This window comes from Arthrobacter sp. 10N410 (genome assembly GCF_056394945.1).
Map to the genome: position 1 here is coordinate 157,276 of NZ_JBFTIP010000001.1, position 18,560 is coordinate 175,835.

18 protein-coding genes are annotated in these 18,560 nt (G+C 65.8%); 10 read left to right on the forward strand and 8 right to left on the reverse strand.

Going from position 1 to position 18,560, the window contains the following annotated elements:
* Nucleotides 1-492: 492 nt before the first annotated feature.
* From AC1DB8_RS00745 to AC1DB8_RS00755, 3 genes are all read left to right on the forward strand, one after another.
* Nucleotides 493-711 (forward strand): hypothetical protein, encoded by a 219-nt coding sequence (locus tag AC1DB8_RS00745; RefSeq protein ID WP_441416679.1) that lies wholly within the window; start codon nt 493-495, stop codon nt 709-711.
* Between the two features lie 382 nt (nt 712-1,093).
* On the forward strand, nt 1,094-2,617 hold the full coding sequence (locus AC1DB8_RS00750; protein WP_441416680.1) for an SNIPE associated domain-containing protein: 1,524 nt from the start codon (nt 1,094-1,096) through the stop codon (nt 2,615-2,617).
* 418 nt (nt 2,618-3,035) lie between these two features.
* Complete coding sequence (locus AC1DB8_RS00755; RefSeq protein WP_476891951.1) at nt 3,036-4,163, forward strand: ATP-binding protein; 1,128 nt, start codon at nt 3,036-3,038, stop codon at nt 4,161-4,163.
* A gap of 224 nt (nt 4,164-4,387) precedes the next feature.
* On the opposite strand, the gene AC1DB8_RS00760 is transcribed toward AC1DB8_RS00755, so the two are convergent.
* Both AC1DB8_RS00760 and AC1DB8_RS00765 read right to left on the reverse strand, forming a co-directional pair.
* A complete protein-coding gene (locus AC1DB8_RS00760) occupies nt 4,388-5,089 on the reverse strand; it encodes an SCO1664 family protein (protein WP_441416682.1) in 702 nt (233 codons plus the stop codon).
* 13 nt (nt 5,090-5,102) lie between these two features.
* A complete protein-coding gene (locus AC1DB8_RS00765; RefSeq protein ID WP_441416683.1) occupies nt 5,103-5,768 on the reverse strand; it encodes an MSMEG_4193 family putative phosphomutase in 666 nt (221 codons plus the stop codon).
* A 92-nt stretch (nt 5,769-5,860) separates the two neighbouring features.
* On the opposite strand from AC1DB8_RS00765, the gene AC1DB8_RS00770 reads away from it, so the two are divergent.
* The 3 genes from AC1DB8_RS00770 to AC1DB8_RS00780 all read left to right on the forward strand — a co-directional run bounded on the left by AC1DB8_RS00770 (nt 5,861) and on the right by AC1DB8_RS00780 (nt 9,924).
* Entirely contained in the window at nt 5,861-7,249 is a 1,389-nt protein-coding gene (locus AC1DB8_RS00770; RefSeq protein WP_441416684.1) for a sigma 54-interacting transcriptional regulator, read from the forward strand.
* A 19-nt stretch (nt 7,250-7,268) separates the two neighbouring features.
* On the forward strand, nt 7,269-9,272 hold the full coding sequence (locus AC1DB8_RS00775; protein WP_476891952.1) for a vWA domain-containing protein: 2,004 nt from the start codon (nt 7,269-7,271) through the stop codon (nt 9,270-9,272).
* Nucleotides 9,273-9,396: 124 nt separating this feature from the next.
* The gene (locus AC1DB8_RS00780; protein WP_441416686.1) at nt 9,397-9,924 is read left to right on the forward strand and encodes a hypothetical protein; all 528 of its coding nucleotides are present in this window, start codon (nt 9,397-9,399) and stop codon (nt 9,922-9,924) included.
* Here the strand turns inward: AC1DB8_RS00780 and AC1DB8_RS00785 are convergent.
* On the reverse strand, nt 9,921-10,814 hold the full coding sequence (locus AC1DB8_RS00785; protein WP_441416687.1) for an alpha/beta fold hydrolase: 894 nt from the start codon (nt 10,812-10,814) through the stop codon (nt 9,921-9,923). The genes AC1DB8_RS00780 and AC1DB8_RS00785 overlap by 4 nt on opposite strands.
* Nucleotides 10,815-11,010: 196 nt before the next feature.
* Between AC1DB8_RS00785 and AC1DB8_RS00790 the strand changes: the two genes are divergently transcribed.
* Together AC1DB8_RS00790 and AC1DB8_RS00795 are read left to right on the forward strand one after the other, a co-directional pair.
* Nucleotides 11,011-11,334, forward strand: coding sequence for a YciI family protein (locus AC1DB8_RS00790; RefSeq protein WP_441416688.1), 324 nt, complete (start codon nt 11,011-11,013; stop codon nt 11,332-11,334).
* Nucleotides 11,331-12,566: an RNA polymerase sigma factor gene (locus AC1DB8_RS00795; RefSeq protein WP_441416689.1), complete on the forward strand. Its 1,236-nt coding sequence runs from the start codon at nt 11,331-11,333 to the stop codon at nt 12,564-12,566. The genes AC1DB8_RS00790 and AC1DB8_RS00795 overlap by 4 nt, the downstream gene beginning before the upstream one ends.
* A gap of 13 nt (nt 12,567-12,579) precedes the next feature.
* Here the strand turns inward: AC1DB8_RS00795 and AC1DB8_RS00800 are convergent, their stop codons facing one another.
* The gene (locus tag AC1DB8_RS00800; protein WP_476891953.1) at nt 12,580-13,062 is read right to left on the reverse strand and encodes a hypothetical protein; all 483 of its coding nucleotides are present in this window, start codon (nt 13,060-13,062) and stop codon (nt 12,580-12,582) included.
* A 267-nt stretch (nt 13,063-13,329) separates the two neighbouring features.
* On the opposite strand from AC1DB8_RS00800, the gene AC1DB8_RS00805 reads away from it, so the two are divergent.
* Both AC1DB8_RS00805 and AC1DB8_RS00810 read left to right on the forward strand, forming a co-directional pair.
* Entirely contained in the window at nt 13,330-13,584 is a 255-nt protein-coding gene (locus tag AC1DB8_RS00805) for a YciI family protein (protein WP_476891954.1), read from the forward strand.
* A gap of 62 nt (nt 13,585-13,646) precedes the next feature.
* Nucleotides 13,647-13,985: a hypothetical protein gene (locus AC1DB8_RS00810; protein ID WP_476892282.1), complete on the forward strand. Its 339-nt coding sequence runs from the start codon at nt 13,647-13,649 to the stop codon at nt 13,983-13,985.
* Here AC1DB8_RS00810 and AC1DB8_RS00815 read toward each other — a convergent pair.
* The 4 genes from AC1DB8_RS00815 to AC1DB8_RS00830 all read right to left on the reverse strand — a co-directional run bounded on the left by AC1DB8_RS00815 (nt 13,982) and on the right by AC1DB8_RS00830 (nt 18,559).
* Nucleotides 13,982-15,391 (reverse strand): MFS transporter, encoded by a 1,410-nt coding sequence (locus AC1DB8_RS00815; RefSeq protein WP_476891955.1) that lies wholly within the window; start codon nt 15,389-15,391, stop codon nt 13,982-13,984. The genes AC1DB8_RS00810 and AC1DB8_RS00815 overlap by 4 nt on opposite strands.
* Nucleotides 15,392-15,470: 79 nt before the next feature.
* Nucleotides 15,471-16,409 carry a hypothetical protein gene (locus AC1DB8_RS00820; RefSeq protein ID WP_476891956.1) on the reverse strand — a complete coding sequence of 313 codons (939 nt, stop codon included), beginning with the start codon at nt 16,407-16,409 and terminating at the stop codon, nt 15,471-15,473.
* A gap of 115 nt (nt 16,410-16,524) precedes the next feature.
* Entirely contained in the window at nt 16,525-17,337 is an 813-nt protein-coding gene (locus AC1DB8_RS00825) for an alpha/beta fold hydrolase (protein WP_476891957.1), read from the reverse strand.
* Between the two features lie 22 nt (nt 17,338-17,359).
* Nucleotides 17,360-18,559 carry an NAD(P)/FAD-dependent oxidoreductase gene (locus tag AC1DB8_RS00830; protein WP_476891958.1) on the reverse strand — a complete coding sequence of 400 codons (1,200 nt, stop codon included), beginning with the start codon at nt 18,557-18,559 and terminating at the stop codon, nt 17,360-17,362.
* Between the last annotated feature and the right edge of the window lies 1 nt (nt 18,560).

An 18,560-nucleotide genomic window follows, 5' to 3' on the forward strand; every position in this document is an offset into this window, starting at 1 on the left:
ATACGGGCCCGCGTCCTAAGGTTCAGCCTCGCGGCCGTTTAGGAGCCGATTCTCGGCGTAATGTGTGACGGCCAACGCTTCCAAAGTCAGCGTGTCTGCTATCCGTCAAACCTCGGGCCCCGATAATCTGCCATGTGCCGCTCAAAGCAACTGGATCTCAGGTGCTGCATCAAGGGGCATCCAATATTCGAAGCGGTCCCTATCCGCTCTCCTGCCAGAAAGATTCTGTTGAAAAGATCGCTCGGACTTACCCTCATGCTGACACTGGCCCTAGCCGGGTGCAGCTCAAGCACCCAGGCAGCGGAGCCTTCGGTGTCGAGCGCCCCCTCCGAGGCACCTACCCCGACGGAGACCACCAGCACTGTCTCAGAAGTGGCCAGCGCCGTAGCTGAAATCCGTCCTCAGCTCACGGAGAACTTCGATGACTTCCGGACAAACCGATGCTCTGGCGTGCTCAGCAGCAGGCAGGCGGGAATAGACGCTGCTACGTGCGTGAGTAGCAAAATCGCCCTTGGTTCCTATGCGAAGGCCCTCAACATCACGCTCGAATCTCTGAAGCCATGGCCAAGCGAGATAGAGTCGCTCACTCAGCAAACCACCGAGCGCTTGAGGACCGTCGCGTCTGCATCAGAAGTAGACGACCCTGGAATGTTCGACACCGCCGCGCTGTTGCTCAACAGCAAGCTGCAAGGATGGGACCCATACCTCTAGTCAGCTTCCAGAGTGGCTCGGCTGCGACGGCCCGGTGGGGCGCCGCATACATCGCATCCCGATCCCGGCCCGAGGGTTCTGCGTTTCAACGCAGTCACCCTCGGCCTCTCCTACCAACATCGAGGCCAACTAGGGATCCCGAACCGCGGTGAAGAAACCGGCCCGATCTTGCACGCCACAGTCTCTTCGCTAGCCACCACCGCTCAGGTCGCTGCCTCCGTGACATGCCTGCTCCGCGACGGCGACAACGGCGCCATTCTCGCGTCCGACGGCGGCTGGCCGCGGTTACATCGGGCGGAGCAACCGCACCGCCGTTGAAGGCGTTTCTGTCTGCGTGTGCTGCTACCGTACGAGAAACAATCACGTGACTATTGGGGGAACCATGTCTGACTTGTCATCCGGCCCTGCGCAAGAACCTGAGAAACCGAAGAAGAAGCCCGTCGGCTTCGCGAGGCATATCGCTTTAGCCTCCACTTGCCTCATCGTCATGGCCATCCTTCCGACTCAGGCGTTCCTAGCCAGTCTGATCCTGGCGGGTGGTGTGCTGTGGGTCTTGCTTGACATCTTGAAGCAGTACAAGAAATCCTTCGGAGCTCCAGCTGAAGGGTTCGGGATAAGTGCCGAGAAAACTTACCGAACGGGCATCGGCGCCCCGCCACTGCCAGCGAACGGACTGAAGCAGTACGCGGATGAGGTGTACCTGGCCAATGTTCAGATGCTCGCCGATCTGCAGAGGTTTGGGGACATGGATACGTTGGACAAGGAACGCCATGTCGCCGAATTGGCGGGCAACATTGCCACGGCGGAGCGGGAGCTTGCTGCGGCGAAAGCCGAGCTCGTGGCGGTCCGAAGCGAAGTCCTTGATGTCCGGCAGGTCGCCGACCGGCACAACATCGGGTTCTACGACTACGAGCATCCCGCTGAGACCTCGGTGAAGCTCGCCGATGAGCTGGCGGCTGTCCGCGCCCGCATCAAAGACAAGCTGCGTGAGAAGACCGCGGTCACCACAGTCTCCGGGTTCACCTTCAACGGTTCCACGAAGGAAGGATCCAAGTTCGTCCGAGACCTTTCCGCGCTGTTGCTGCGCGCCTACAACGCCGAGGCCGAGAACTGCGTTAAGACGGTGAAAGCCGGGAACCTACATACCGCCTCGGCCCGTCTTGAGAAGGCACGTGAGCAGATCGCTAAGCGTGGCACCATGATCGGCCTTCAAATCACTAACGCCTTCCACGCTCTCCGCGAGAAGGAGCTCGAGCTCGCTGCCCGGCACTTGGAGGCCGTAGCCATTCAGAAGCAACTCGAGGCGGAAGCCCGAGCTGAAGCACGTGAGGCGGTCAAAGCCCAGCGCGAATGGGAAGCGCTTAAGGCCAAACAGAAGAAGGAAGTCGATCACTACGCCAATGTGCTTCTCCAGCTCCAGGCATCCGGAGACCTTGAGGGCGTACAGCGCGTACAGGAACAGCTGGACGAAGCCGAGGCGAAGCTTGCCGACGCCGAAGACAACGCTCTGAACACCCGTGCCGGGTACGTGTACGTTATCTCCAACCTGGGAGCCTTCGGGGACGGAGTGGTGAAGATCGGCATGACGCGCCGTCTCAACCCCATGGATCGTGTGCGCGAACTCGGAGATGCTTCCGTTCCGTTCCTCTTTGACGTGCACGCACTCTTCTTCTCAAAGGACGCGGTGGGCATCGAAACCATGCTCCACCAGCACTTCTCTGGCCGGCGGGTGAACCTAGTCAACTTGCGTCGCGAGTACTTCTACGCGACTCCGGCGGCGGTCAAGGAAGCCCTAGTGGAGCATCACGTCGAACTCGTCGAATATCAGGAAAACGCCCCGGCCGAGGAGTTCACCGCTTCTAAAGACTTGCGCGGTGCTAGAGAGCTCGCCGCCGCCAGTGTTTAGGAAATCGCAGGACTCGGACTGCGCCCTGAGTCGTCGGGCCACGCGGAATAGGCCGAGTCTGTCCGCCGACGCATCGGACGGAGTTACTCGGATGCTCGGATTATTTACCTTTGCAGCTGGAAAGTGCATCTGGCGGCCGTGACGATCCTGCAGTTGGAGCGTTCGCCTATACATAAAAGGGCGGGCGAAGGAGCAAAATTTCCCCGGCTGCCGAGGTAGGCCTCGGGATACACTCAGTTTCTCAATACACACATATGTATTTCTAACTACCCAAGAGGGATCGCACTTGACGGAAACAACAGAACGACGGTCCTCTAGGGAGGTTCGCGATTTCGCGGTTAGGGACCTGTCCGGCCCCGCTTCAGCTAGAAGGCTACTGTCCTGGGTAGCTTCTACGCCACTCGAGCAATCAATAGGCTTGGACTTCGAGCATACAGACAAGGTCTATCCCAACGGGGCTGTTCCTTTTGCTTGTGCGCTAGATTTTCTTAAGGAACGAGGACATACCTTCCACATTGGCAAAGTGGGGCATGAACGTTCTCTTGCGCACGTTCTCAACCCTATGAACGTTGCTGATGACCCCGACCACACAGCGCAACTCACGGACGTTGTTTGGAAATACCGGAATGAGAAGGAAGCGGGCGAGCTCACCCGGCGTTTCATGGGTTCCCTCCTGGATCGAATGCCCTGCGAAGAGGGCGTATTCGACACTTTGAACTGGTGTATTTATGAAGTTCTCGACAATGTATTTCAACATAGCCAAGCTTCGTGCGGTTACGTGATGATGCAGCTCCATACAGTCACCAGGCAGTGCGTGATTTCAGTGAGTGATTCGGGAATCGGTATACACCGCGCCATGGGAATGGGGGCAAAAGCAGGTAGATTTTCCTACGACTCCATCAAGACCGCAGATCAGGCAATTGGGCTGGCAGTCCAGCAGGGAATCACGAGTAAGGGCAGTCAAAACCAAGGAAACGGACTATTCGGTCTCAGCCGGTCTGTCGACCTCAATGGTGGTTCGCTCAGTATCCACTCTGGCAAAGGCACTTGGACCTTCAGGGAGCATGCCGTTGCCACGGCTGTCTCCGACGCTCATCGGCCGCTTTTGGACTTGGAATCTCACCACGGCACAACTGTGGATTGGCAGCTTAACTGCGAAACCAAAGTAAGTATCGGTGAGGTTTTGGGTTCTCGATTTTCATCCAGTGACCTTCTTGAATCCATCGAGACGGTTGACGGTTACTACGAACTCGATGCCGCCGAGCTTGAGAGCTCTATCGGCTCGAGGAAAGAGGGCAGCGAAATCCGGACACGAATCATGAACTACTTAAGTGCAGGTGTCCCCCAGATTGTTCTGAACATGACGCATCTCGACACGATTTCCTCAAGTTTCGCGGATGAGGTTCTGGGCAGACTTGCCGTGCAACTCGGGGAGACTGAGTTCGCCAACCGGATAGCGATCCTCGGTGCAAGCACGACAAATCGTCAAATCATTGCTCGGGCGGTCGAGCTTCGAATTGAAACCGAGGGGGCGAAGAGCGACTAGCGACGGACGTCAGCTATGTATCGTCCGGGTCGCGCCGCCGCTCTCATGCGCCTCGCCCCGCCGTTGTGTCTTCAACGCTGGCTGTGGGTCGCGAACCATGACCAATGTCGTCAGGTGCGTTCTGAAGTTTTTCTGACGAAGTTGTAGGCAGCGTCCGGTCGAGCGGCTGGGCTTCAGAACGTCATGGTCTCCGAGCGCACATCGCAAAATCGTGGGCGCCGTGCTTACACGAGCGGCCACGGGTAGCGCATTCCCGTGCGGTCCACTGGCAGCACCCCCGCGACTAGCAAGCGCTGGACGCGGCGCTGCAGGGCGGTGACCTCATCGTCGTCGAGCAGTTCCGCCAGTTCGGCGGGGACGAACTCGGCGAGCGGGGCGATGTCCTCCAGCAGGGCACCGGGGATAGGGTCGCCGGCGAAGTCCCAGATCACGGTGCGCAGCTTGAACGCTGCCGAGAAGCAGAGCCCGTGGTCGATGCCCCAGATTCGGCCATCGTCGCCGCGCAGCACGTGGCCGCTTTTGCGGTCCGTGTTGTTGGCGACGTAGTCGAACAGCGCGATGCGGGCCAGCTCGCGGTGGGTCTCGGGGGCGCCTTCGAACAGGGTGAAGTAGTGCTCCTGGAAGTCGCAGTCGATGAACCACTGCAGCGACCCGACGCCCAGGGGTGCGTCCTCCCGAATGACGGTGAAGGGCACTAAGCCCCAGCCCAGCGATTCGCTGAGCAGGTAGGCGGCAAGTTCGCGCTTATAGAGGCCAGGTTCGAAGTCGGACAACGGCCTTTCTCCGGCTTCCGGTTTGTAGACCGCGTACCCGATGTCCTCGCCGCAGGTGACCTGGACTAGGAACGTCTGGTTGCTGCTGCGCGGGATGAGGCCCAGCAGTTCGATGCTGCCCTCGGTGAGCAGTCTCAGCTCCCGGCCGGACACCGACTGCCCCTATTCATGACGCCCTCAGGCCGCTGAGCGGTTCCGACGTCGAGTTCACCATGTGCACCGCGGGATCCTGGCCGTCCACAAACGTGATGGCCGAGACCGAGCCCGGGCTGATCACAATCCGCTGGAACAGATCCAGCGGCGTGCCCAAGGCGTGGGCGACGGCGGCCTTGATCGGATCGGCGTGCGAAAAGCACACCACCACGCCCCCGGCATGGGCCTCCCGCAGCGCCTCCATCGCCCCGACAATCCGCGCCTGCATCTCCGGAAAGCTCTCACCATTCGGGAAGCGGAAGGCAGACGGGCTGTGCTGCACGGTCTGCCACTCCGGCAGGACCGCCAGGTCCGCGATTGCGGCGCCGGTCCACTCGCCGAAATCACACTCGAGCAGCCCGTTGTCGTGCTTCACTGCCAGACCCGTGCGCACCGCCGTCGGCTCCGCCGTCTCGCAGGCCCGCTCCAGCGGCGAGGAATAGAGGGCGTCCACCGGCAGGCCGGAGAGCCGTTCAGACACCCGCTCGGCCTGGGCCCGGCCGCGGTCGGACAGGTGCAGTCCCGGCGCCCTGCCCGGCAGCACCATGCCCGTCGTCGGGGTCTCCCCGTGGCGCACCAGAAGCAGAAGCGTGCCCTGCGGCGGGGGCTGCGCTGAAGGTCCGGACGTGGGTGCAGTCATCAAGATCCAGCCTAGGCCGCCCAGACGCCCAGTGCGCAGGAATCTCACCAAATCCCTCGATTCCCCGCCGGGTACAGGTCTACGGTGGAGGAGTGAGTGATCGCCCCGAAATCTTCACTGTTGGTGAACTGCGCGCCTCCGGCCACGTTCACAAGGACCTGCGCCGCGAAATCCGCGACAACCTGCTCGCCGCGCTCGCCGCCGGCCGCGACCCGTGGCCCGGGATGTACGGCTTCAGCCGCACCGTCCTGCCCCAGCTCGAACGCGCCCTGCTCGCCGGGCACGACGTCGTCCTGCTCGGCGAACGCGGCCAGGGCAAGACCCGGCTGCTGCGGACCCTGGCCGGGCTGCTGGACGAGTGGTCGCCGGTGATCGAGGACTCGGAACTGAACGAACACCCCTACGAACCCCTCACCGAGCACTCCCGCGCCCGCGTCCTCACCGAGGGGGACCGGCTGCGGGTGGCATGGCGGCACCGCTCCGAACGGTACGTCGAGAAGCTCGCGACGCCGGACACCTCCGTCGCGGACCTGATCGGCGACGTCGACCCGATGCGGGTGGCCGAGGGCCGCCGTCTGGGCGACCCGGAAACCATCCACTACGGTCTGGTGCCGCGCTCCAACCGCGGCATCATCGCCATCAACGAACTCCCGGACCTCGCCGAGCGGATCCAGGTTTCCATGCTCAACGTGATGGAGGAACGCGACATCCAGATCCGCGGCTACGTGCTGCGGCTGCCGCTGGACGTCCTGGTGGTCGCGTCCGCCAACCCGGAGGACTACACGAACCGCGGCAGGATCATCACGCCGCTGCGGGACCGCTTCGGCGCCGAAATCCGCACCCACTACCCGATCGAGCTCGACGACGAGGTGGCCGTCATCCGGCAGGAGGGCCACCTGGTGGCCGGCGTCCCGCCCGTCATCCTCGAAATCCTGGCCCGCTACACCCGGGCGCTGCGGCAGTCACCGGCGATCAACCAGACCTCCGGCGTGTCCGCCCGGTTCGCGATCGCCGGCGCCGAAACCGTCGCCGCGGCCGCCCTGCGCCGCGCCAGCGTGCGCGGCGAGGACCAGGCCATCGCCCGGATCATCGACCTGGACGCCGCCGTGGAAGTCCTCGCCGGGAAGATCGAATTTGAAGCCGGGGAGGAAGGCCGGGAACAGGACATCCTGGACCACCTGCTGCGGATGGCCACCGCCGAAGCCGTCCGGGCGCACTTCCACGGCCTCGACATGGGCGACCTCGTCGCCGCCCTGGACGGCCACACCACGGTGACCACCGGGGAACTGGTCACCGCGCGGGAGTTCCTGGACAACCTCCCGCCGCTGAACGGATCCAGCCTCTACGACGACATCGGCGCGCGCCTCGGCGCGGAAAACGACGGGCAGCGCGCGGCCGCCGTCGAACTGGCCCTGGAAGGCCTCTACCTCGCTCGCCGGATCTCCAAGGACTCCGACGACGAGGCGACCGTCTACGGGTAACGGCACCTAAGGAGGGCCCATGACCGCTCACCACCGGTCCCGCTACAGCCGCTACGCGGGCGGGCCCGATCCGCTCGCGCCGCCGGTGGACCTCGCGGAGGCGCTGGACGCCGTCGCCGAGGACGTGATGGCCGGCTACTCGCCCCGGCACGCCCTGCAGGAGTACCTGCGCCGCGGCGGCCGGAACCGGGAAGGTCTCGACGAGCTCGCCGGCCGCGTCCAGCAGCGGCGCAGGGACCTGTTGGGCCAGCACCGGCTGGACGGCACCCTCAACGAGGTCCAGAAACTGCTGGAGACCGCGGTGCTGGAGGAGCGCAAACAGCTGGCCCGCGACGTGCGGATGGACGACACGGACCGCGCCTTCCGCGAGATGCAGCTGCAGAACCTGCCCAAATCCACGGCGGCGGCGGTCAACGAGCTCGCCTCCTACGATTGGCAGTCCAGCACCGCCCGCGAGGCCTACGAGCAGATCAAGGACCTGCTGGGCCGCGAAATCCTGGACCAGCGGTTCGCCGGGATGAAGGAGGCGCTGGAGGGCGCCACGGAGGAAGACCGCGCGGCCGTCGCCGAGATGCTGGCCGACCTCAACGAACTTCTCGACAAGCATCGCCGCGGCGAGGACACCGACGCGGACTTCCAGGAGTTCATGGCCAACCATGGGCAGCACTTCCAGGAGAACCCGCAGTCGGTCGAGGAGCTAATCGACGCGCTTGCCCAGCGCGCGGCCGCCGCGCAGCGGCTCATGCAGTCCATGTCCGCCGAGCAGCGCGAGGAACTGATGCGGCTTTCCGCCCAGGCGTTCGGATCGCCGGAGCTTATGGCACAGCTGGGTCAACTCGATGCCAACCTGCAGGCGCTGCGCCCCGGGGAGGACTGGTCCGGCTCCGAACGCTTCGAGGGCGAGGAAGGGCTGGGCCTCGGCGACGGCACCGGCGTGCTGCAGGACCTTGCCGAGCTGGATGAGCTGGCGGAACAGCTCTCGCAGTCCTACAACGGCTCCCGCCTGGACGACCTGGACCTGGACGCCCTGGCCCGCCAGCTCGGTCCGGACGCGGCGGTGTCCGCCCGCACTTTGGCGGAGATCGAGCGGGCCATGCACGACGGCGGCTTCCTGCAGCGCGGCGCCGACGGCGACCTGAAGCTCTCCCCGCAGGCCATGCGGCGGCTCGGCCGGTCGCTGCTGCGCGACACCGCCAAGCAACTCTCCGGCCGTCAGGGCCGCCGGGACACGCGCGTGGCCGGGGCGGCGGGCGAGCAGACCGGCTCCAGCCGGCCCTGGGAGTTCGGCAACGCCGAACCGTGGGACGTCACCCGCACCATCACCAACGCCATCCGCCGCACCATCGCCGACGGCCGCGACCCGCGCCACGGCCTGCGCCTGGCCGTGGACGACATCGAGGTCACCGAAACGGAGGCACGCACGCAGGCCGCCGTCGCGCTGTTGGTGGACGTCTCCTTCTCGATGGCCGCCGAGGGGCGCTGGGTGCCGATGAAACGCACCGCGCTCGCCCTGCACCACCTCGTGTCCACCAAGTTCCGCGGCGACCGGCTGCAGCTGATCACGTTCGGACGCTACGCGCAGACCATGGACATCGGCGAGCTCACGGCCCTGCCTGCATTCCGGGAACAGGGCACCAACCTGCACCACGGGCTGCTGCTGGCCGGCCGGTTCTTCCGCCAGCACCCGTCGATGCAGCCGGTCCTGCTGGTGGTGACCGACGGCGAACCCACCGCGCACCTGGAGTCCGACGGCGAGTCGTGGTTCTCGTATCCGCCGGACCCGGAGACCATCCGGGTCACGGTCGCCGAGCTGGACCGGCTGGGCCGCGCCGGCGTCCAGGCCACGTTCTTCCGGCTGGGCAATGATCCGGGCCTGGAACGCTTCGTCGCCCGGATGGCCCGGCGGGTCGACGGCCGGGTGGTGGCGCCTGACACCGGGGACCTGGGTGCCGCCGTCGTCGGGGAGTACCTCCGTGCGCACTTCCGCGGCCGGGCGTACGGGGACGACGACTGGGCGACGTAGGTCAGCTGCCGCCACACCCGCCGTCGGAGGCCGGCCAATGACTGGGATAAGCTCGCTTGCGATCGGAACAAGCAGCGAACCAAACTTTGAGCGGCGGACAATTTCCTTGGATTTACTGGGCGGCATGAGCCTCGACAACCTGCGCATCTTCCCCTGGGTTGCGGCTGCCGTCTTCGCGCTCGCGGCGGGCCTCTGGCGTCCGCGCCGGCTGCATTGGACCGCGCTAGGCTCCGTCCTGCTGTTCGCGGCCCTCAACGCGGGGGCCGGAATCTACATCCTGAACCACTTCGGTGATCCGCGCTGGTCCGGGGGAGAGCAGCCGCTGAGCGCGCCGTCGTTCGCGGGGACGCCCGTCGTGGGCGAATTTCTGGCTCCCCTGGACTCGGCCCTGAACAGCGTGGTGGGCGGGGTGAATGAGTTTCTGGCCTTCAAGCACGCCCTTCCCGTCGCGCTGGACTTCCTGGCCGTGTCCGGCTGGGGCCTGCTGGTGTCGTTCCCGCTGGCCGTGCTCGCTGCCGGCATCAGTTTCGCGATGGCCAGGCGCCGGGCGGCCGAGTTCGGAAAGTACCGCGCCACCGTCGACCGGCTCGAGGATGAGCTCGAACAGATCAAACGGCAGATCTCGTTGATGAATCCCGTCAATACGCCCTAATCGAGCAGGCTCACCACGGCCTGCGCGAACGCGCCCGGGTCCTCCTGCGGGACGTTGTGTCCAATGCGCGGCAGCAGGATTTCGCTGTAGGGGCCGGTGAAATGGTCCCGGTCCTCGCTCGCCGCCGGGCCGCCGACGCCGTCGTCCCCGCTCTCCAGCACCACCGTGGGAACGGTGATGCTCGGCTCCTGGGCAATCAGGTCCTCGAACCGCTGATACCGAGGGTCGCCGTCGGCCAGTCCGTAGCGGTGGCGGTAGGAGTGGATAACGACGTCGACGAAGTTGGGGTTGTGCAGACTCGGGGCGCTGGCGGGAAACGCCTCGCGTGCCCCGACCCAGGACGGCGACCATGTGCGCCACAGCAGCTCGCACAGTTCGTCCCGGTTCCGTTCCAGCCCGCGGCGCCCGCGCTCCGAGTGGAAGTAGTACTGATACCAGTAGCTCCGCTCCCACTCCGGGTTCACCGGCTCGCCGGACCGGGCAAGGTTGTGCATGTTGTAGCCGTTGACGGTGACGAGGCCGGCGACACGGTCGGGCTCCAGCGCCGCCACGATGCAAGCCGCCCGGCCGCCCCAGTCGTAGCCGGCCACGACGGCCTTCTCAATGTTGAGGGCATCCAGGAAGTCGAGCAGATCCTGCGCCAGGGCCGCCTGCTGTCCTGAGCGCATCGTTGCGGGGTCGAGGAAACGCGTCGGGCCGAAGCCGCGAAGGTACGGCGCCAGCACAAAGGCGCCCTCACCGGCGAGGATCGCGGCGACGTCGTCGTAGGCCCGGACGTCGTACGGGAATCCGTGCAGCAGGACCACCGGCGTCCCGCGCGGATCGCCGGTGGACTCGTAGCCGATGTCCAGGACGGGGGTTTGGGCGCGGCCGGAGGAGGTAAAGCTCATAATGCCGGTCCTTCCACTTCGAGTGGGTGGGTCCTAGGCTACGGCATCCGGGCCGTGGGGTTTAGGGCCGCCTGGATCGGGGCGAAATCGCGGTGCGGGCTGCTGCCATTTCCTGTCGAATAGCGGCAGAGTTGTTCGTAGTAAGGGTGAGCGGGCGTCCAGAAGGGGTGCCCCAAACCGCAGGAGATGACTCAAAATGCAGTATTTGCTGTCCGTGATCAACGACAAGCTTGAGCTCGCGCCGTCGGAGGAGATGGCGACCATTGACGAGTTCAACGACCAGCTCCAGGCCGACGGGCACTGGGTCTTCGCCGGCGGCCTCGGATTCCCGGACACGGCGACCGTCATAGACAACCGCAGCGGGGACGCGGTGATGACCGACGGGCCCTTCGTGGAGTCGAAGGAGTACCTCGCCGGGTTCTGGATCATTGAGGCTCCCGATCTCGACGTCGCCCTGAAGCTCGCCGCCGAGGGATCGAAGGCCTGCAACCGGAAAATCGAGGTGCGGCCGTTCCTGTGAACGGACCCGACATCGGCGGCGCCGTCAGCCAGGCCTACCGGGAGAACTGGGCCCGGGTGGTAGCCGCCCTGACCCGCCGCTTCGGCGACCTCGACCTCGCAGAGGAGTCGGCGGCCGAGGCGTTTGCCACTGCCGTTGAGCGGTGGCCGTCCGACGGCGTCCCCGCCAACCCCGGCGCCTGGCTGACCACCACGGCCAAGCGCAAGGCCATCGACCGGCTCCGGCGCGAGAACAAACGCGACGGCAAACACCAGGAGGCCCAGTTGGTGTTCGACGACGACCCTCCCGAACCTCCCTCCGCCATCGACGACGACCGGCTCCGGCTAATCTTCACCTGCTGCCACCCGGCCCTAGCCCTGCCGGCCCGCGTGGCCCTGACCCTGCGGATGGTGGGCGGGCTTACCGTGCCGGAGATCGCCCGGGCCTTCCTGGTGCAGGAGAGCGCCATGGGGCAGCGGATCACCCGCGCCAAGGCCAAGATCAAGGCCGCGCGGATCCCGTATCGCGTGCCGGCCGCCGAGGACCTGCCGGGGCGTGTCTCCGGCGTGCTCGCCGTGCTCTACCTGGTCTTCAACGAGGGCTATCTGGCGACGGGACCCGACACCGACCCCGTCCGCTCCGAGCTGACCGCCGAGGCCATCCGGCTCACCCGCCTGCTCCGCGGCCTGATGCCCGACGACGGCGAGGTGGCCGGGCTGCTGGCCCTGATGCTCCTGACCGAGGCTCGCAGCGCTGCCCGGGTCTCGGCAGGCGGCGAGCTGGTGACCCTTGACGAGCAGGCCCGGGGAACCTGGGACGCGGCGCTGATCGCCGAAGGCCACCGCCTGGTGCGGGAGCGCCTGGCGTCCGGGGCTGCGCCGGGGCCGTACCAGCTGCTCGCGGCGATCAACGCCGTTCACACCTCTGCCCGCGACTTCCGTGACACCGACTGGTCACAGATCGTCGCGCTCTACGACCAGCTGGTGGCCATCGACCCGTCGCCGATCGTCGCGCTCAACCGCGCCGTCGCGGTGGGGGAACTGGACGGGCCGCAGGTGGCCTTGGCCGCCGTCGACCGACTTGAATCCGACCTGGCCGGGTATCACGCATACCACGCCACCCGCGCGGAGCTGCTGCGGAGGCTGGGCCGCGCCCTGGAGGCGCGGGCGGCGTACGAGAAAGCCATCGAACTGGCCGGCAACTCGGCCGAGGCTGCGACACTACGGCGCCGCCGGGACCAGCTGGGGTCGTGAACCAAAGTTTTCGTTAGGCCGGACTGAATTCCATCCGCCAATTCGTCTCCCAGGACTTTCCGCCGTCGTTGGAGAACGCTTGCTCCCACCGCGGATTCTGGGTCGTTGAGAACCAGGTAAACCGCACGCGAATAGGGCTGCCGTTCAGGTTGTCGTCCGCGAAGAAGGTCCCGATGCCGGAATCGAACTTTCCGATGACCGGAGTGTCAAGGGTGCCCGGGTTGCGGCCGTCCAACCACCAAATTGACCATGTCCCGAGGTCTGGCGAGTACGACCTAATGGCGATCGCCCGCGCATCGCCGTCGGGGAATCTCAGGAGGTTGTCTTCAAGGTTTCCGTAACCGCCGAGCGTCTTGAAAGTCGACGATAAGCCGGAGAACTCGGTCCACTCGGTGCATGCCGCGAAGAGCTGGTTGAGTCGCTCGTGTCGCACGGTCCAGCTTCCGATGATGAAGTCGAAGTCGCTCGGGCTGTCCTTGAGGTCTTCCAGCGGCATTGATGCTCCTTTTGTGGGTGACCATACTTTTGACATACTCCCACCCTGGGATGATTCTTTCCGCGTACTAATTGAGGGCGATTTCTGTGGCGCTCTGCGGGGCCGCGGAGATCTTGCACGGCATTGGGGCATCGGCAAGGATAAGCGCCATCCCTGTGCTGCGAAGAAGGAGTCGACGCCATGACCAAGTACCTGATCTCGTTTCCGAGTGCCGCCATGGTTTTCCCCGAGGAAGAGCTATAGTCCGTAGCGGATGCGTCGCACGCGGTGGTCCAGGAGGCGAAGGACGCAGGCGTCTGGGTGTTCGGCGGCGGCATCGACGAGAGCATCCCGCCTGTCATGGTCGACGGCGACGGGACCGTGCGCGAGGGCACCTACCCGCAGACGGCGCAGCTTGAAGGCGGCTATTCGGTGCTGGAGTTGCCCTCGTACGAGGCGGCCTTGGAGTGGGCAGCGAAGATCGCGGCCTCCTGCCGTTGCGCGCAGGAGGTGCGGGCTTTCCAGTACGACCCCGCCAGCTGACGGCGCCAGCCTTATCCGCGCGGCCGAGGCGGCCCCGTGCCAGACTTTCAGCCATGGAGCCTATGGATTGCCTGGTCATCTACGTCCCCACCGACGCTGCGCACGCCGTCCGGCAAGCCATTGGCGATGCCGGGGCGGGCAGGCTGGGTCACTACTCGCACTGCTCGTTCAGCCTCGAAGGGACCGGGCGCTTCACGCCGCTGCCGGGCGCGACCCCGGCCATCGGCGCCGTCGGTTCCCCCGAGGAAGTCCCGGAAACGCGGATCGAAGCCATTTATCCGCGGTCCCGGCGGAACGCCGTCGTCAGCGCGGCACTGTCCGCGCACCCGTACGAAACCCCGGCCTTCATGACCTTTCCAATCGATGCCAGCCTGCCTGACGGAACCGGTCCCGCGTCCTAGCGGCCGTCCACCAACGGCGATACACCCGCATCCGTCCCCGCGTACGACGCCGAGACCCGGCGGTAGACCGGGGCCAGGAAGGCCAGCAGCGCGGCCGCAATAAGGATGATTCCTGAGATCAGGAACACCAGGGCGATACCGCGGGATGTCCCCTCGCCCAGCAGCGGGGCCAGTTGGGCGGCCCCCTCAGCGGACCGCGCGTACGGGATGATCCAGACCTGGGCGATCGGCGCGATCAGGAACGCTGTGATCGGCGCGGCGGCGGATTCGAAGGCCATGGCAAATCCGAACACGCGCCCCTGCCGCTGCAGCGGCACCACCCGCTGGATGACCGTCTGCTCGGCGGCCTCGACGACAGGGACCAGGACGAGGTACAGCCAGATGCCGGCGACGTACAGCCAGGCCCACTCCCGGAGCGTGAAGACCGCGCCGAGGAGGCCCATCAGGATCACTGCGAGGAGCATGGTGCGCAACGGGTTGGATCCCAGTCCGAATTTGTTGACCAGCGCCCCTCCCACGATGAAGCCGGTGGCACCCAGTGCCAGGAACGTGCCCCACAGTTCTACCGGGAACATTTCCAGGCCGTAGGGGTCCATCAAGGCCATGTAGACGCCGCCGATGAAATTGTTGAACGTGGAGAAGAGAATCAGCGCGAACAGTCCGGCAACGGCGGCGACGGCGGCGAGGGAGCCCCGCAGGTCAAAGCCGCCCTGCGCGTCCGTGGCGGCGGCGCGGACCTCCTCGGGCATGCGCAGGGTGAGCACGTGGGCGAAGGCCAGCGCGGTGAGCGCCACGGCCACGACGATTGTCCAGCCCATGCCCAGCAGCCCGACCGACACACCGGAAAACACCGAGGTGACGATGAACATCAGCCCCTGCACCATCCCGACCAGCCCGTTGGCGTTGGCCCGCCGGTCCGGGTCGATCAGGATGGTCACCGTGGCCGCGAGCGCGATGTTGCGCATGTTCTCCACCACGGCGCCGAGCAGGACGATCAGCATGAATGTCCAGAACCACGGCTGCGTCAGGTCCAGCAGCGAGTCGGCGGGCGTCAGCAGGAACATCACGCCCGAAAGCACGAACATCGCCAGGGTGAAGGCGGCGGCAAAACGCATGACGGCCAGCTTGCGGTAGCGGTCGACGTACGTGCCGAAGCTGATGCTGGAAAGGGCGATCAGCAGCATGTACGCGCCGCCGACTACTCCGGTGGCGATCACGTTGCGCGTCCCCAAATACACCCAGAATGTCAGCGCAAACCACAGGTAACTGGTGGTGATGTTGGCCAGGCCGGTGTTCAGCAGGATCCCGTAGAAGGTGCGGGAGCGCTGCTTCGAACTTCGCAAGGGGGCGTCGACGGCGTCGGGGGCCACAGCGGTGTGCGGCGGGACCGGTTCGTGCTCGGTCATGCGTCCCAGTGTAATGACGACCGGCCGGTAGGAACACAGCCGCGGCCTGGCGGAAGCCGGCTGCGCTGTTACGGCCGGGTCAGTCGGCGGGCAGGGCCCGCCGACGGCCAACTGCGACGGTCCGGGCACCCAGCCCTGCCAGGGCGAGGACGAAGGCCAGCAGGACGAGGGGTCCTGCCCCGCCCGCGGGTCCCAGGGTGGCCGCCAGGATCTGCCGGCTCATCAACAGCATCTCCTGCAGGTCGCCCGCCGCCACGCGCGTTCCGAGGACGTAATTGACGGAGATAAACAGGGCCGGAACCACCCACAACAGGGCCAGGTCCACCAGCCACACCACGGCACGACGCGCAGGGCGAAGGCCGCACCACGCCAAAGCGCAGCCGACCAGGATGGCGGGAATCCAGCGAGCGGCCGTCGGCACGGCTGCCGGGATGTTGAGGGGCCCGACGACGCCCGCAACCCACTCCACCAGCCACGACGCAAACGGCACCGCCATGAGTCCGACGCCCAGTGCGACCGGGGCCCGCGACGTCGACGAGACCAGCAGGAGGGCGACGAGGGCCGCCGCGACGGACAGGACCACGCCCGCCAGCAGGCCGGCGAAGTACAGGCGGGCCATCGTTCCGCCCGCGAGTCCGCCGTCGAGCACGGTGAAGGACTGGACGGACGCGGTGAACTGGACACCGAGAACCCCGGCTGCTGCGCACCACGTCGCCAGTCGGCGTCGGGCGGGGGACCAGAGACGCACCGCGAGTCCGGCCACCGCGCCGCCTACCGTGAGGAGGGCGACGAGGGTGGTGAGCTCGTACTGGCTGAGCGGCAGAAGCGACGCCGGCATCCGGTCCGGAGCGACGTCGGCGGCCCACAGGTTCTGCAGGGGCAGTTGTGCCCCGGTGATTAACCAGGGGCCCAATCCGAGAAGCCCTGCCAGGATGCCGATCAGCCCGCCCAGCATTGCGTCACGGGCGGGGGCGTGGCCCGGCCGGTTGTCGGAGACCGTCAGTTCCGTTGCTTGCACGCCCACGAGGCTCCTTGGTCTGAGGGTGAGGGGGACCGGTGCAAGAGCTGCCAGCCCATCGGAATACTATACCGAATGGATTAACTGGTTCCGGGTGGACTCTAGAGGGGGCGTATCAGGCCGCGGAGTGCTCACGCACCCGCGCGAGCCATTCAACGATCAGGGCTTGAGCCAGGGCGGGCTGCTCATGCAACAATGCATGGCCGGCGTGATCGAGGACGGCCAGGGTGCAGCGCGGGTACTGCCCCGCGAGATCGGCCGGGGCGGCGTAACCGGCGGTGGAATCCTGCCGTCCCGCCAGGATCAGGACGGGATGCGGATAGGTCTTCACACTCTGCGGGCGCTCCTGCAGTTCCCAGCGCGAAAAAATCCGCGTCAGGGCGGATTCGTCAACGAGCTGCGCCGCCGGGGCCACGGCGTCCCGGAACCGGCGCAGCGTCTCAGCCGTCTGGACCACAAAGTAGCCGCGGTAGGAAGCCTCGAGCTCCGGGCTGAGCTCGACGCCAAGGCCGGCCGATGACACAAGAACCGTGTGTTCAGGCACGTTGCCGGTGCGGGCCCCCACCGGGCAGACCAGCGCCAGCCCGATCACCTGCTCCGGTCTGTGCTGGGCAACGGCACGGGCTAGATACCCGCCATAGGAGTGGCCTATGACAAGAAGCGGTCCAGCCCCGATGGTGTTGTCGATGAAGCCGAGCAGGAGGTCCAGGACATCATCGTTGCTGGCGAGGGCCGCGGGCGCCGGCGTGAGGCCCATCCCCGGCAAGTCAGGGTACAGGCGCCGAAACCCAGAAGCTGCAGTGAAGACCGGTTCGAGGGCATGGGCCATTTCGCGGTGGTCCACGCCGACGCCGTGCAAAGCGAGAACCGGCGTACCGCTGCCGGACTCGACGTAATGCACAGGAACACCGCGGACCGTAGCCTCCATCCAGCCAGTGTAGAGCGCGGGGCTACGCGCGTCCCTTCAGGATCAGGTTCCAGTAGACCCGAGGAAAGATGTCGCGGTCCACCACCCAGGATGCGCGGCTCTCTTTCCACGTTGGCACCTTCGGAATGGAGGGCATGGGCCGGTATTCGTCGTCGAACTCGGCGAAGACAGCCGTGGACCGGGACACCGTGAAGGGGCACACCGAGTAGCCGTCGTACTTTTCCGGCAGGGGGTTTCCCTCTCGGGCCGCGACCAGGTTCTTGGCCAGGACGTTGGTCTGCTTTCGCAACGCGCCGCCGGACTTGGAATTGAGGGTGGCTGCGGCATCCCCCAGCGACCAGATGCTCGGGAACCGGACGTGCCGGAGCGTCTGCGGGTCCACTTCCACGAATCCGCCGGAGTCGCCGGGGGCGGGCAGGTCGGTGGCCTTGAGCCAGTCCGGCGCAGACTGCGGCGGCACGGCATTGAGCACGTCGTAGCGCAGTTCCTCGGCGATACCGGTGACGTTGTTCTTGATCAGGACGGTCTGCGCCGATGGCTCCACTGAAACGACTTCGCTGTTCAGACGCAGTTCTATGCCGTATTCGGCGATCTTGCGGTTCAGCTCGTCATCCACTCCCGGCACGCCGAACACCGTGTCGGAGGGCTGCACCATCACTACCCGAATGTCTTGGAGGACCCCGTGCTTTCGCCAGTAATCGCAGGCCAGGTACATCGGCTTCTGCGCAGCGCCGCCGCATTTGATCGGGCCGGAGGGCATGGTGAAAACGGCGGTCCCTGCCTTGAGGCCTTTGAGCAGCGTCCAGGCTTTTGTTGCCAGCTCGAACTCATAGTGGGAAGCGCCGGACGGGGAATGAACGGCTTCGGCCAGGCCCGGGATCTTGTCCCAGTCCAGCTGCATCCCGGGGCAGACCACGAGGTGGCCGTATCCCAACTGGCCGCCCGAGGCCAGCATTACCGTGTTGGCGTCGGGGTCGATGCCCGTGGCGCTGTCCCGAATCCACTCCACGCCCCGCGGCATGACGGCCTCCTGCGGCCGGACGGCGTCCTTGGCCTTGGCCCTTCCGCCGGCGACGTGGGAAAACAGCGGCTGGTAGTAGTGATGTGAGCCGGGCTCCACCACTGCCACATCCTTCAGTCCGTAGCGCTGGAGGCGGGCCGCAAGGGAGACGCCAGCGTTACCTCCGCCGATAATGATGACCTCGTGGTGTTGCCCGGCCATG

Bases quoted from the DNA above. Each gene is read 5' to 3' on its own strand.
- AC1DB8_RS00785 (WP_441416687.1), bottom strand. From the start codon at position 10,814: ATGAGCTTTACCTCCTCCGGCCGCGCCCAAACCCCCGTCCTGGACATC.
- AC1DB8_RS00775 (WP_476891952.1), top strand. From the start codon at position 7,269: ATGACCGCTCACCACCGGTCCCGCTACAGCCGCTACGCGGGCGGGCCC.
- AC1DB8_RS00815 (WP_476891955.1), bottom strand. From the start codon at position 15,391: ATGACCGAGCACGAACCGGTCCCGCCGCACACCGCTGTGGCCCCCGAC.
- AC1DB8_RS00780 (WP_441416686.1), top strand. From the start codon at position 9,397: ATGAGCCTCGACAACCTGCGCATCTTCCCCTGGGTTGCGGCTGCCGTC.
- AC1DB8_RS00830 (WP_476891958.1), bottom strand. From the start codon at position 18,559: ATGGCCGGGCAACACCACGAGGTCATCATTATCGGCGGAGGTAACGCT.
- AC1DB8_RS00750 (WP_441416680.1), top strand. From the start codon at position 1,094: ATGTCTGACTTGTCATCCGGCCCTGCGCAAGAACCTGAGAAACCGAAG.
- AC1DB8_RS00825 (WP_476891957.1), bottom strand. From the start codon at position 17,337: ATGGAGGCTACGGTCCGCGGTGTTCCTGTGCATTACGTCGAGTCCGGC.
- AC1DB8_RS00790 (WP_441416688.1), top strand. From the start codon at position 11,011: ATGCAGTATTTGCTGTCCGTGATCAACGACAAGCTTGAGCTCGCGCCG.
- AC1DB8_RS00765 (WP_441416683.1), bottom strand. From the start codon at position 5,768: ATGACTGCACCCACGTCCGGACCTTCAGCGCAGCCCCCGCCGCAGGGC.
- AC1DB8_RS00810 (WP_476892282.1), top strand. From the start codon at position 13,647: ATGGATTGCCTGGTCATCTACGTCCCCACCGACGCTGCGCACGCCGTC.
- AC1DB8_RS00800 (WP_476891953.1), bottom strand. From the start codon at position 13,062: ATGCCGCTGGAAGACCTCAAGGACAGCCCGAGCGACTTCGACTTCATC.